The organism is Sphingobium sp. RC1 (assembly GCF_059738765.1).
The window spans coordinates 1,611,072-1,624,205 of the sequence record NZ_AP027306.1 but is presented as its reverse complement, the minus strand read 5'-3'; the positions used below and the strand labels follow the sequence as shown (position 1 = coordinate 1,624,205).

9 protein-coding genes, 1 tRNA gene and 1 other RNA gene are annotated in these 13,134 nt (G+C 61.5%); 9 read left to right on the top strand and 2 right to left on the bottom strand.

From position 1 onward, the window contains the following. Positions 1-24: 24 nt before the first annotated feature. From blaSGM to hisI, 8 genes are all read left to right on the top strand, one after another. Positions 25-933: an SGM family class A beta-lactamase gene (gene blaSGM, locus AC6JBC_RS07955; RefSeq protein WP_498026029.1), complete on the top strand. Its 909-nt coding sequence runs from the start codon at positions 25-27 to the stop codon at positions 931-933. 41 nt (positions 934-974) lie between these two features. Beyond that, positions 975-1,072: signal recognition particle sRNA small type (ffs, locus tag AC6JBC_RS07950), an RNA gene on the top strand. 51 nt (positions 1,073-1,123) lie between these two features. Further along, complete coding sequence (locus AC6JBC_RS07945) at positions 1,124-2,731, top strand: DNA polymerase III subunit gamma/tau (protein ID WP_498023737.1); 1,608 nt, start codon at positions 1,124-1,126, stop codon at positions 2,729-2,731. Continuing rightward, positions 2,728-3,051 carry a YbaB/EbfC family nucleoid-associated protein gene (locus AC6JBC_RS07940; RefSeq protein WP_196226206.1) on the top strand — a complete coding sequence of 108 codons (324 nt, stop codon included), beginning with the start codon at positions 2,728-2,730 and terminating at the stop codon, positions 3,049-3,051. The genes AC6JBC_RS07945 and AC6JBC_RS07940 overlap by 4 nt, the downstream gene beginning before the upstream one ends. 121 nt (positions 3,052-3,172) lie before the next feature. After that, a complete protein-coding gene (lon, locus tag AC6JBC_RS07935) occupies positions 3,173-5,569 on the top strand; it encodes an endopeptidase La (protein ID WP_498023736.1) in 2,397 nt (798 codons plus the stop codon). A 179-nt stretch (positions 5,570-5,748) separates the two neighbouring features. Continuing rightward, positions 5,749-6,021 (top strand): HU family DNA-binding protein, encoded by a 273-nt coding sequence (locus tag AC6JBC_RS07930; protein WP_196226204.1) that lies wholly within the window; start codon positions 5,749-5,751, stop codon positions 6,019-6,021. Between the two features lie 255 nt (positions 6,022-6,276). Further along, positions 6,277-6,353, top strand: a tRNA-His gene (locus AC6JBC_RS07925). 63 nt (positions 6,354-6,416) lie between these two features. After that, positions 6,417-6,788: a phosphoribosyl-AMP cyclohydrolase gene (gene hisI, locus AC6JBC_RS07920; protein ID WP_464789148.1), complete on the top strand. Its 372-nt coding sequence runs from the start codon at positions 6,417-6,419 to the stop codon at positions 6,786-6,788. Between the two features lie 523 nt (positions 6,789-7,311). On the opposite strand, the gene AC6JBC_RS07915 is transcribed toward hisI, so the two are convergent. Continuing rightward, positions 7,312-7,989, bottom strand: coding sequence for a L,D-transpeptidase family protein (locus AC6JBC_RS07915; RefSeq protein WP_498023735.1), 678 nt, complete (start codon positions 7,987-7,989; stop codon positions 7,312-7,314). Between the two features lie 30 nt (positions 7,990-8,019). Next, on the bottom strand, positions 8,020-10,287 hold the full coding sequence (locus AC6JBC_RS07910) for an NADP-dependent malic enzyme (RefSeq protein WP_498023734.1): 2,268 nt from the start codon (positions 10,285-10,287) through the stop codon (positions 8,020-8,022). A gap of 152 nt (positions 10,288-10,439) precedes the next feature. Between AC6JBC_RS07910 and alaS the strand changes: the two genes are divergently transcribed. Further along, complete coding sequence (gene alaS, locus AC6JBC_RS07905; RefSeq protein WP_498023733.1) at positions 10,440-13,094, top strand: alanine--tRNA ligase; 2,655 nt, start codon at positions 10,440-10,442, stop codon at positions 13,092-13,094. Positions 13,095-13,134: the final 40 nt, after the last annotated feature.

Below are 13,134 nucleotides of genomic sequence, written 5' to 3'. Positions count from 1 at the left end.
CTTTGCATCGGTGTCGCGGCGGGGATGATGTTGTCGCTCTCTGGCCCAGTCATGGCGCAACAGGACGGCGCACGCCAATCCCTCTTGCCGCCTGCGCCCCGTTACATGGTCAGCGAATCGGCAATGAAATCGGTGCGCAACCCGCGCGAGATCGAAAAAGAGACCGGCGGCCGTCTCGGCGTCGCGCTGGTCGACAGCAAGGGCGGACTGCTGCTGGGCTTCAACCGGGACGAACGCTTTGCCATGTGCTCGACCTTCAAGGCGCCTCTCGCAGCGGCCGTGCTCATGGGCGCCGACGCAGGGCGGTTCGGGCTGGAAGGGCAGGTGGCGTTCACTGACGCGGACATTCTCGACTATGCGCCGGTGGTGAAGGCAAACCGGAAACGCGGTCGCCTGTCTATGGCGGAACTGGCCGAGGCGGCAGTGGAGGTTAGCGACAATAGTGCCGCAAATCTGCTGCTGCCAATGATCGGCGGCACGGAAGGATTGACGGCCTTCGCCCGCGCGCATGGCGATACGGTGACGAGGTTCGACAGGATCGAACCGGCACTGAACGAAAATGTCGAAGGTGATCCCCGTGACACCACCAGTCCTTCCGCCATGGCAAACCTCATGGCTCGCCTGATCTTCCGCGACATGAAGAGCGAGAGCGCTGATCGCCTGAGAACATGGCTCAACGCCAGCACAACGGGCGATAAGCGGATCAAGGCGGGCCTGCCTAAAGGCTGGACCTCGGGCAGCAAGACGGGAAGCTGCGGCACCGCCTATAATGACGTGGCATTAGTGAAGGCGCCATCTGGCGAGGAATATGTGCTGGCCGTCTATCTCGATCGGCCGACCACCGATGCCAAGGCGGCCGAGGCAGCCGTCGCCGAAGCGGCCCGCGCCGCACTTGATTTCGTCGCAAAGGCGCAGCGAACCGGGCTTGAATAACCCGGCCCTTGCCATCGTCACAGCCTTTCGCCATATGCCGCGCCGGGAGTCGGGCGGACGTGGTCGTCGCCAACCTGGTCAGGTCCTGACGGAAGCAGCCACAACGATTTCGCCGCGGGTCGTTCCGGCTCCCACCTTTATTCGGCTTTCCGGCTTCGACAGCCGCTCCTCAAGCCGCTAGATTGTTACCATGTCCGATTCATCTCAGCCTTATCGCGTGCTTGCGCGCAAATACCGGCCGCGCAGCTTTCGCGAACTGATCGGGCAGGATGCCATGGTCCAGACGCTGGGTAACGCCATCCGGCGGGGCAGGTTGGCCCACGCATTCTTGATGACCGGGGTGCGAGGTGTCGGGAAAACATCAACGGCCCGCCTGATCGCAAAGGCGTTGAACTGCGTGGGACCGGACGGGCAGGGCGGCCCCACGATCGATCCCTGCGGCGTGTGCGAACCCTGCCAGGCAATTGCAGAGGGCCGCCACATCGACGTGGTCGAAATGGACGCCGCCAGCCACACTGGTGTCGACGATGTACGCGAGATTATCGAGGCGGTGCGCTATGCCGCAGTTTCCGCACGCTACAAAATTTACATTATCGACGAAGTTCACATGCTTTCGAAGAACGCGTTCAACGCGCTTCTCAAGACGCTCGAAGAGCCGCCCGCGCATGTAAAATTCTTGTTCGCCACGACCGAGGTGAACAAGGTTCCCGTCACCGTCCTTTCCCGTTGCCAGCGTTTCGACCTGCGCCGCATTCCCGCTGAACTGCTCGCGGCCCACTTTGCGCATGTGGTCGAGACGGAACAGGTTGCCGCCGAAGACGATGCCCTCGCGCTGATCGCTCAGGCAGCAGAAGGCTCCGCCCGCGACGGCCTTTCCATCCTCGACCAGGCAATCGCCCATGCGGAAATGGGGGAGGGCGCCCCGCTCGTCACCGCCGCTCAGGTCCGCGATATGCTCGGCCTGTCGGATCGTGGCGCCGTTCGCCGCCTGCTCAGCCTGTTGCTGGAAGGCGATACCGCTGCGCTGCTGGCTGCGGTGCGCGAGCAATATGCGCTCGGTGTGGAGCCGCTGTCGCTGGTTCGGGGCCTGCTTGAACTGGTACATGCCGTGACGCTGGCGAAGGCAGGGCGGGACATCGCCAATCCCGGCCAGTCCGCGGAGGAACGAGAGGCGCTCGCCACCTGGGCCTCGCAAATCGGCTTCGCGCCGCTTCATCGTCTCTGGCAGTTGCTCCTAAAGGGCCATGACGAGGTTGCAGGCGCCGCATTCCCGATCGAATCCTGCGAGATGGCCCTGCTCCGTGTCATGCACGCCGCGACCATGCCCGACCCCGGCGAGATCGCGCGGCTCCTGCGCGAAGGCTCCGTTCCGGCTGCGCAAACGGCTTCGGTTTCGGCCTCATCCGCCTCTGCTCCTACCGCATCGCTGCCCCAGGATGCGAAGGCCCTCGTCGATCTGCTTTGGGAACAAAAGAAGGGGCGGCTCGCTGACTTCCTTCATGATTGCGTGCGCATCGTCCGGTTCGATCCACCTGAATTGGAATTACAACTAACGCAGGAGTGGGCCGACGGTGATTTCTGCCGTACGCTCTCGATGGAATTGCAGAGGGCGACGGGTTCCCCGTGGCAGATCAGGCGCAGTGAAGGCGGTGCCGCTCCGTCATTGCTGGAGCAGCAGCAGGCAAGTCAGGCACAGGAACGTGCCGAAATATTCAATACCCCGGTGGTGAAGGCCGTGCTTGCGGCCTTCCCCGAAGCCGATCTTGATCGGACCGAAGCATGGAGCGCAGAGCGATGAAGGATCTGAACGAAATATTGGGCATGGCCAGCCGCGTGCAGGAAGAACTGCAACGCGCTCAGGACAATCTCGACAAGATCGAGGTTGAGGGAGCCGCAGGCGGCGGTCTGGTAAAGGTCCGCGCTTCGGCCAAGGGCCGGATCGTGGGCGTATCGATCGACGACAGTCTGCTCGCGCCTAGCGAAAAGCAGATGCTTGAGGATCTCGTGGCAGCAGCTTTCAACGACGCTCGCAAAAAAGCGGACGAGGTAAGTTCTGCGGAAATGTCGAAGATGACGAGCGGCCTCCCGCTTCCGCCGGGGTTCAAGCTGCCTTTCTGATCGGCACTCGGATAACAGTCCGTTCAAAAGGACGGCACCAATTGAATGATGCCCTGATGGTCCCCATAAAGCCATGAACCGCATGGCAGAGCAAATAATCGTGCGGCCCGCCGGAGATTGAATGACTACGCAATATCCCCTCCTTCCGTTGCGCGACATCGTGGTTTTTCCGCAGATGATCGTCCCGCTTTTCGTCGGTCGCGACAAGAGCGTCTCTGCCCTTGAATCGGCGATGGAAGGAAATAAGGAAATCTTCCTCGTGTCGCAGCTTGACCCGGCCGAGGATGACCCGAACCGTGACTCGCTGTACGACACCGGCGTCGTCGCGATCGTGTTGCAGTTGCTGAAGCTGCCGGACGGCACCGTCCGGGTGTTGGTCGAAGGAAAGCATCGCGCGCAACTGCAGTCGATCAGCTCGGCCGATAACCATCTGATCGCCGAAGTCGATCCGGTCGATGAGATCGCAGCCGAAGGGCCTGAAGCCGAGGCGCTGATGCGCTCCGTCGCCGAGCAATTCGAAAACTACGCAAAGCTCAATAAGAAGCTGCCTGCCGAAACGCCCGTTCAGCTGCGTGAGATCGAGGATGCAGGCCGTCTGGCCGACGCCGTTGCCGCCAACATCAACGTGAAGGTCGCCGACAAGCAGTCGCTGCTGGTAGAGGCTGATCCCGTAAAGCGTCTGGAGATGGTCTTCGCCTTCATGGAAGGCGAGCTTGGCGTTCTTCAGGTCGAAAAGAAGATTCGCGGTCGCGTAAAGCGGCAGATGGAAAAGACTCAGCGCGAATATTATCTGAACGAACAGTTGAAGGCGATCCAGCGCGAGTTGGGTAATGGCGAGGGCGAAGAGGGCGATGAACTCGCCGAACTGGCCGAGAAGATCGCCAAGACAAAGCTCAGCAAGGAAGCGCGCGCAAAGGCGACAGCCGAGTTCAAAAAGCTCAAGGGCATGCAGCCCATGTCGGCCGAAGCCACGGTCGTGCGTAATTATCTCGACGTGCTCCTGGGCCTGCCATGGGGCAAGAAGGGCAAGGTCAAGACCGACCTGAAGCGCGCGCAAGCCATACTGGACGAGGATCATTTCGCGCTGGAGAAGGTCAAGGACCGGATCATCGAATATCTTGCGGTGCAGGCCCGCACTAATAAGCTGAAGGGTCCTATTCTGTGCCTCGTTGGCCCTCCGGGCGTTGGCAAGACCTCGCTCGGCCGTTCGATCGCCAAGGCGACGGGCCGCGACTTCGTGCGCCAGTCGCTTGGCGGCGTGCGCGACGAAGCCGAAATTCGTGGCCATCGCCGCACCTATATCGGGTCTCTGCCCGGCAAGATCGTGACCAACCTCAAGAAGGCGGGCACGATGAACCCGCTCTTCCTGCTGGATGAGATCGACAAGCTGGGCCAGGATTTCCGGGGCGATCCGGCTTCGGCGCTGCTGGAGGTGCTGGATCCGGAGCAGAACAGCAAGTTTCAGGACCATTATCTCGAGATCGATGTCGATCTTTCGGACGTGATGTTCGTCACGACCGCCAACTCGCTGAACCTGCCTCAGCCACTGCTGGACCGGATGGAGATCATCCGGCTCGAAGGCTATACCGAGGATGAGAAGGTCGAGATTGCGCAGCGCCACTTGTTGCAAAAGCAGATCGATGCCCACGGCCTCAAGGAAGGCGAGGTGGAAGTCACCGAAGCCGCGATCCGTGATCTTATCCGCTACTATACGCGAGAGGCGGGCGTCCGCACGCTTGAACGTGAAGTGGCACGGATTGCCCGCAAAGCGCTCCGCAAGATTTTGGAAGGCGTTTTCGAGAAGGTGACGATCACGCCGGAAAATCTTGCCGAATATGCCGGCGTACGGAAGTTCCGCCACGGCGTCGGTGAGGAGGAGAACCAGATCGGTGCCGTCACCGGGCTCGCCTGGACCGAAGTGGGCGGCGAGCTGCTGACCATCGAAGCGGTGACCGTCCCCGGAAAGGGCGCGATCCGGACGACCGGCAAGCTTGGCGAAGTGATGACCGAATCCGTGCAGGCCGCCTTTTCTTACGTGAAAGCGCGCTCACCGGGCTATGGTATCAAGCCCAGCCTCTTCACCCGGAAGGACATTCACATCCACCTTCCCGAAGGTGCTGTGCCAAAGGACGGCCCTTCCGCAGGCATCGGCATGGTGACGAGCATCGTCTCGACATTGACCGGCATCCCTGTTCACAAGGATGTTGCGATGACGGGTGAAGTGACGCTTCGTGGCCGCGTGCTTCCGATCGGCGGGCTGAAGGAAAAGCTGCTGGCGGCGTTGCGCGGCGGTATCAAGACGGTGTTGATCCCGGCGGAAAATGAAAAGGATCTGGCTGAAATCCCGGCGAATATTCGGGAAGGGCTGGAAATCGTGCCCGTGTCCCATGTGGACGAGGTCCTTTCCCGTGCGCTGGTTTCTGTGCCTGAAGCGATTGCCTGGACGGAAGAAGATGATCTGGCGGCTCAGCCGAGCCCGGCCGCCGGCCGGGATAACGATGCCACGCTTCGTCACTAATTTTGGTTAGGCAGATTAGCCGCTACTTTCAGTGAGATTTCGCCCCAAGGCTGAAAATCTCACTGACGGTGGCAGCTTTGTCGATTTCCCTTTGACAGTTGTTCAAAGCTGCGCCTTATTGCCCCGCCTAATCCGCGATTCCTTAGGTATTCACACATTTAGAAGGGGGTTCCAAAGGTATGAACAAGCAGGATCTTATCAGTGCTGTTGCGGAAAGCAGCGGCCTTAGCAAAAGCGACGCCAGCAAGGCGGTCGAAGGCGTGTTCGATTCAATTTCTTCCGCGCTGAAGAAGGGCGATGAAGTTCGCCTCGTCGGCTTCGGCACTTTTTCCGTTTCCCAGCGCAAGGCATCCACTGGCCGCAACCCGCGCACCGGCGAAACGATGACGATCAAGGCTTCAGCTCAGCCAAAGTTCAAGGCTGGCAAGGGCCTGAAGGACTCGGTAAACTAAAGGGATATGGCGCCTTTTCAGGCGCCGATTCAGATAAAGGACGTTGGGCATCGCGGCCTGATGGTTTTAGGAGAGTTGTGTTGCAATAGGGGGAAATGCCTCGCTGCGACCATGTACTGAACAGAGGGAAGAGGGGCGCGGGCCAATCGGTCGGCGCCCCGTTTCTTTTTCCATCGTGCACACGCATTTGCCAGCTTGACGACTATCCAATCGCCGCATATGTGCCGCATCTCTCTTGGGCCGAACGGCCCTGTGGCGATCGTAGCTCAGTTGGTTAGAGCGCTGGTTTGTGGTACCAGAGGTCGGGGGTTCGGATCCCCTCGATCGCCCCATTTCCCTCCTTTTTCTGACGCGATGGGCTTCGCATGAGCCCTCCACCGGACTATAGCCCGACTATGGACGATGCGCGTGACAAGGGCCTGACCCTCAATCCCAAATATGATCGTGACGGACTGATCACAGCAGTCGTGACCGACGCTGGCAGTGGCGAAGTGCTGATGGTCGCCCATATGAATGCGGAGGCGTTGACGCTGACCGTCGAGACCGGATTGGCGCATTTCTGGTCGCGCAGCCGCCAGTCGCTCTGGAAAAAGGGCGAGACATCAGGCCACATGCTGGAGGTACGCGACATCCGGATCGATTGCGACCAGGACGCAGTTTGGGTGAAGGCGGTTCCGGCAGGTCCAACATGCCACACAGGCGCGCGTTCCTGCTTCTTTCGCCACGTAGGCCCGGAAGGACTGACCGCTGTCGATACGGTGGAATAGCCTGGCCTTCCTGCCGCTACTGGTCGGGTGCCAGGGGGACGGCGGGCGCTCCGCGAGTTCGGCAGGCAATACCGCCTCGACGTCCGGGCTCGAACGCGCAGCCATCGAAAGCGGCGTCATCGCGGACACCTCCAGATCGTCTCCCGTCGGGCTTTTCCAGCGACGTCATGAGGCGGGCAGTGACAGCCTGTGCATCATCCCCGGTAGATCCGGCGATTTCCGCTTCGGCGCCGAAGCCATTTTCGGCGAGGATCAACGCTGTCAGGGGCGGGGTTCCGCAAAGCGAGCCGGAGACAAGCTAATACTCAACTTCGATCGTGACGGGGGGTGCATCATCGTCGCGCAATATGATGGCGATCAGATCGCCTTCCCCGGTGTTCTCGACCTAAAATGCGCTCATCTTTGCGAAGGACGGGGCTCACTCGAAGGCGTCAGCTTCCCCCGCGCATCGAGCGACGCCAGCTCTGCGCTGCGCGCCACCGGGCGCGATGGCAATCCGCTTTGTGAACAGGATTGACGCGGTTCAGCCCGCGTCTCGAACCTGGCTGGTGTCCAGCATTTTGCCCTGCGTGATGATCACGAGGTCCCCCAGCTTCACCGCGGAAAACAGCTTGCGCGCGAAGGCGGTCGGCACGCCGATGCAACCGTGGGTGGCGCTGCCCCATTTGACGTCGCTGCCATGGATCGCCACCCCATCATTCGTCAGTCGCAGCATGAAGGGCATCGGCGCATCATAAAGGCTGGACACATGGTCCGCGTCCTTCTGCGTAATGGGGAAGGCGCCCAAGGGGCTGGGCTTGTCATCGGCGCCATAGAGGATCACTGCCGCGCCGATTTCATGGCCAGCGCGAAAAGCTGACAGGGTTTGAGCCTTCAGGTCTACCGTGATGATGACCGGTCCCGTCGCAGGCGCTTGGCTCTCATCCCAGATATAGTCGCCATGACGGAACGGCCCCTCGATCGGCAACACGCTTTTGACCATCAGCGCATGGGGACTGACGGGCAGCGGCTGTGACCGGCTTCGCTCGATTGGTGCCTTGGCAGGGGTGCTTTCAGGTGAGGCGGCCTTCTGCGGCGAAGACTCAAGATCGCGCCCGCGATCCACATATATACTCACCAGCAAACCGGCAGCACCAAGCACGCCGCCTATGATCAGCTTCGGTCCCGCCGCTTTCGCTACATTCCGGATCAATCGCGCCATGTCCGTTCTATTGCATGCAAAAGGTTAAGCTCAGCCTTCCCGATCCACCTCGGCCGCCGCGATTGCGGTCAGGTTCAGGACACCGCGAGCGGTGACGCCCGGCGTCAGCACGTGAATGGGTTGCGCCAGCCCCATCAGCATCGGCCCCACGGTCGGCGAACTGGAGGAGGCGGATAGCGCGGTGAGGGTGATATTCGCCGAATCGAGGTTCGGCATCACCAGCAGATTGGCGGGTCCTTCAAAGCGAGTATCTGGGACCAATCGTTCCCGCAGCGACTGGCTGAGCGCAGCATCCGCATGCATTTCACCATCGACGAGCAGGTCCGGCGCCTGCGCGCGCACCAGTTGCAACGCCGTCCGCATCTTCCGCGCGCTAGGGCTGTGCGAGGCTCCAAAATTCGAATGCGAAAGGAGCGCCACGCGCGGCGAAAGCCCGAAGTGCCGTAGCTCGGTCGCACCCGCTATAGCCATCTCAGCCACCTGCTCGGGTGTAGGATCGGGGACCATATGCGTATCGGTGATGAACAGCGCACCTGCGTCCAGGATCAGCCCCGACAGCGCATAGACGCGGCTATGTCCCGGCCGACGCTCGATGATCCGCAGGACATGTTCCACCTGACCCCAATATTCGCTGTTGCCGCCGACCAGCGCCGCATCGACGCGCCCGGTGCGCAGCAGCATCGCGGCCGTGACCGTCGGGCGTCGGTAAACATGACGCAACAGCTCGGCTGTAGGGACGCCTTTGCGCGCTGCGATGGCGCGATAGGCATCCACCAGCTGCCCGAGCAGTTCATGATCGGTTTCTGGATCGACAACTTCCACATCGCGATCCAGCTCGAACCGTAGGCCAAGGCTGGGCAGCTTATCCTTCAATATCCGCCGCCGGGCGACGATGACGGGACGAACGATCCCCTCGTCCAACCCGTCCTGGATCGCGCGAAGCACGCGCTCATCCTCGCCTTCGCCGTAGGCGATGCGGCGGCAGGTGCCCCGTGCGGCCTCGAACACCGGCAGCATCAGCTGCGCTGACCGCGTGTTCTGTTGGGCCAGTGACCGGCGATAGGCTTCGATATCCAGTGATCGCTTCGCCACCCCGCTGTCCATCGCCGCCTTGGCGACCGCAGGCGCAATCTCTGCGATCAGGCGTGGGTCGAACGGCGTCGGAATGATATAGTCCGGGCCGAACGCCAGCCGTCGCCCACCATAGGCCTGCGCGACGCTGTCATGCGCTGGCAACCGGGCGAGCGCGGCGATCGCTTCCGCCGCTGCTGCCTTCATGGCCTCGTTAATCTCGGTCGCGCGGGCGTCCAGCGCCCCCCGGAACATATAGGGGAAGCACAGGACGTTATTGACCTGATTGGGATAGTCGGAACGCCCGGTTGCGACGATGGCGTCGGGTCGTGCCTCGCGCGCTACCTCGGGCCGGATCTCCGGCTCCGGATTCGCCAGCGCGAAGATCAGTGGATTGGGCGCGAGCAGGGGAAGCCATTCAGGCTTCAGCACCCCCGGCGCCGACAGGCCCAGGAAAATATTGGCCCCCGGCAGCACTTCGGGCAAAGTCCGCGCGTTGGTCGCGCGCGCGTAACGGGCCATGTTGGGCAACATGCCCTCGCGGCCTGAATGGATGACGCCATCCTTGTCGGTCAGCGTCACATGCTCTTGCCGAAGGCCCATCGACACCAGCAGATCGACGCAGGCCAACGCCGCCGCTCCGGCCCCCGATGTGACCAGTCGCGCTTCCGCCAATGTCTTGCCCTGCAAGACCAGCGCGTTTCGCACGGCGGCCGCCACGACGATCGCTGTCCCATGTTGATCGTCGTGGAAGACCGGAATCTTCATCCGCTTCTTGAGCTCCGCCTCGATGGCGAAACATTCCGGCGCCTTGATATCTTCCAGATTGATGCCGCCGAATGTCGGCTCTAGTAGCGCCACGGCTTCGATGAACTTTTCCGGATCGGTCGTGTCCACCTCGATATCGAACACATCGATATCGGCGAACTTCTTGAAGAGGACAGCCTTGCCCTCCATCACCGGCTTGGAGGCAAGGGCACCGATGGCACCCAGCCCCAGCACGGCCGTGCCGTTGGAGATAACCGCGACCAGATTGCCGCGCGCCGTATAGTCCATCGCCTTCTTGGGATCTTCGGCGATTTCCAGGCAGGGAGCGGCCACGCCGGGCGAATAGGCCAGCGCCAGGTCGCGCTGGTTCACCATGCGCTTGGTAGGCTCTATCCGTAGCTTCCCCGGCTGCGGAAAGCGGTGATAATCCAGGGCTGCGCGGCGGGTGTTGTCGTCCATGACCCGGCCTTATTATTGATTTGGGATAGGGGCAATGCCGACGCGCCCGTAAATGGCCGATTTGCGTGTCTTGTCGGATAAGAGACCCCACTTGACCGCTGCGATGAAAAGCCCCGCTTGTGCGCCGGGGCGCTTCCCACTAAATCGCGCGCATGACATCGACCAACGACATTCGCCGCTCCTTCCTCGACTATTTCGGGGCGAACGGCCACACCATCGTTCCTTCAGCGCCTCTGGTGCCGCATAACGACCCGACGCTGATGTTCGTTAACGCGGGCATGGTGCCGTTCAAGAATGTCTTTACGGGCCTGGAATCGCGGCCCTACACGACTGCTACCAGCAGCCAGAAGTCGGTTCGTGCAGGTGGTAAGCACAACGATCTAGACAATGTCGGCTATACCGCGCGCCATCATACCTTCTTTGAAATGCTGGGCAATTTCAGCTTTGGCGACTATTTCAAGGAACAGGCGATCACTCATGCCTGGACATTGCTGACCAAGGAATGGGGCATCCCGGCGGACAAGCTGACCGCCACCGTCTATCACACCGACGATGAAGCCTTCGACCTATGGAAGAAGATAGCGGGGCTGCCTGATCACAAGATCATCCGCATCCCGACCAAGGATAATTTTTGGGCGATGGGTGACAGCGGCCCCTGCGGCCCCTGTTCGGAAATCTTCTACGATCATGGCGATCATATCTGGGGCGGCCCTCCGGGATCGCCAGAAGAGGATGGCGACCGCTTCGTCGAAATCTGGAACCTCGTCTTCATGCAATATGAGCAGGAAGCGAACGAGATCGTCGGCGAATTGCCCAAGCCCAGCATCGACACCGGCATGGGTCTGGAGCGCATCGCCGCTGTGCTGCAAGGCGTCCATAACAACTACGACACCGACACGTTCAAGGCGCTGATCGAGGAATCGGGCGCGCTGACCAAGACCGCCATCGATGGCGAGCATCAAGCCAGCCACCGCGTCATCGCGGACCATCTACGCTCCACCAGCTTCCTGATCGCGGACGGCGTGCTGCCCGCGAATGAAGGCCGCGGCTATGTCCTTCGCCGCATCATGCGCCGCGCCATGCGCCACGCACACATTATCGGCGCAAAGGATCCGTTGATGCACCGACTGGTGCCCAGCCTCGTATCCGAAATGGGCGGCGCTTATCAGGAACTGGTCCGCGCCCAACCGCTGATCGAGGAAACGCTGCTGCGTGAGGAAACCCGCTTCCGCCAGACTTTGGAAAAGGGCCTCAAGCTGCTCGACGAAGCGACGGTCGACCTTTCCGAAGGCGGCACGTTGCCCGGCGAAACCGCGTTCAAGCTCTACGACACCTTTGGCTTCCCCTATGACCTGACTGAAGATGCGCTGCGTTCACGCGGCCTGGGCGTTGATCGCCAGGGCTTCGACGCCGCCATGGCGGAGCAGAAGACCGCCGCTCGCGCCGCATGGAAGGGCTCGGGTGAAAAGGCGTCTGACGAAATCTGGTTCGATATTGCTGAGAAAACGGGCAATACCGAGTTCATCGGCTACAGCTCGACCGAGGGCGAGGGCGAGGTGCTGGCGATCGTCAAGGACGGTGTGAACTTCGACAGCGCAGCAGCCGGTGATACGGTCACAATCGTCACAAATCAGACGCCTTTCTATGGCGAAAGCGGCGGCCAGATGGGGGACGCGGGCACGATTACGTCGCTGTCGGGTCTTGTGGCTGATGTAGAAGATACCGCAAAGCCACTTGGTCGCCTGCACGCGCATCGAGCAAAAATCGGGACGGGCAGCATCAAGGTTGGCGATACGGTGCATCTCACGGTCGATACCGACCGCCGGGATCGCATCCGGGCGAATCATAGCGCTACCCACCTGCTCCATGCGGCGCTCCGGAATACTCTGGGCGCTCATGTGACGCAGAAGGGGAGCCTGGTGGCGCCCGATCGTCTCCGCTTCGACTTCTCGCATCCCGAAGCGCTGACCCACAGCCAGATCGCCTCGATTGAAAGCCTGGTGAACGAACAGGTCCGCCACAATGCGAGCGTCACGACGCGCCTCATGACGCCCGATGACGCTATCGCGGCGGGCGCTATGGCTCTGTTTGGCGAAAAATATGGCGACGAGGTCCGCGTTCTTTCCATGGGTAAGGGCGACGCGAACAGCTATTCGGTTGAGTTGTGCGGCGGCACTCACGTCCGCGCTACAGGTGACATTGCGATTTTCAAGATCATCTCCGAAAGCGCGGTATCTTCGGGAGTTCGCCGCATTGAGGCACTGACTGGAGAGGCGGCCCGCCTGTGGTTGACCGACCGAGAAGATCGCCTGCGTCAATCGGCCGCTGCGCTCAAGACCACACCTGAAGAGGTGCCCGCGCGCATCGCCGCTCTGGTGGAACAGAGCCGTAAGCTCGAACGCGAATTGGCCGAAGCGAAGAAGGCTCTGGCCCTCGGCGGGGGTAGCAGCGCTCAGGCAGTCGGCCCCGAGAAGGTTGGCCAGATCGACTTCATCGGCCAGGTCATCGAAGGGCTTGATCCCAAGGAACTGCGCGGGATCGTTGACCAGAACAAGGCCGCGCTGGGCAGCGGCGTGTCCGCCGTGCTCGCCGTGGTGGACGGCCGCGTCAGCATCGCGGTAGGCGTGACGGATGACCTTACCGGCACGATCAGCGCCGTCGATCTTGTCCGTGCGGGTGTCGAGGCGCTAGGCGGGAAGGGCGGCGGCGGCCGTCCGGACATGGCTCAGGGCGGTGGTCCGGAAGCAGAAAAGGCGGGCGCCGCGATTGACGCGGTCAAGACGGCCTTGGCCAGCGTCCCGGCATAAAAATTCCAGGTTTCGAAGACCGCTGGCAAGGAGGCGATGC

What these genes read in the sequence shown, in the direction of transcription:
- alaS (WP_498023733.1), top strand. Translation starts at nt 10,440, where the DNA reads ATGACATCGACCAACGACATTCGCCGCTCCTTCCTCGACTATTTCGGG.
- lon (WP_498023736.1), top strand. Translation starts at nt 3,173, where the DNA reads ATGACTACGCAATATCCCCTCCTTCCGTTGCGCGACATCGTGGTTTTT.
- AC6JBC_RS07930 (WP_196226204.1), top strand. Translation starts at nt 5,749, where the DNA reads ATGAACAAGCAGGATCTTATCAGTGCTGTTGCGGAAAGCAGCGGCCTT.
- AC6JBC_RS07910 (WP_498023734.1), bottom strand. Translation starts at nt 10,287, where the DNA reads ATGGACGACAACACCCGCCGCGCAGCCCTGGATTATCACCGCTTTCCG.
- hisI (WP_464789148.1), top strand. Translation starts at nt 6,417, where the DNA reads ATGGACGATGCGCGTGACAAGGGCCTGACCCTCAATCCCAAATATGAT.
- AC6JBC_RS07945 (WP_498023737.1), top strand. Translation starts at nt 1,124, where the DNA reads ATGTCCGATTCATCTCAGCCTTATCGCGTGCTTGCGCGCAAATACCGG.
- AC6JBC_RS07915 (WP_498023735.1), bottom strand. Translation starts at nt 7,989, where the DNA reads ATGGCGCGATTGATCCGGAATGTAGCGAAAGCGGCGGGACCGAAGCTG.
- blaSGM (WP_498026029.1), top strand. Translation starts at nt 25, where the DNA reads ATGATGTTGTCGCTCTCTGGCCCAGTCATGGCGCAACAGGACGGCGCA.
- AC6JBC_RS07940 (WP_196226206.1), top strand. Translation starts at nt 2,728, where the DNA reads ATGAAGGATCTGAACGAAATATTGGGCATGGCCAGCCGCGTGCAGGAA.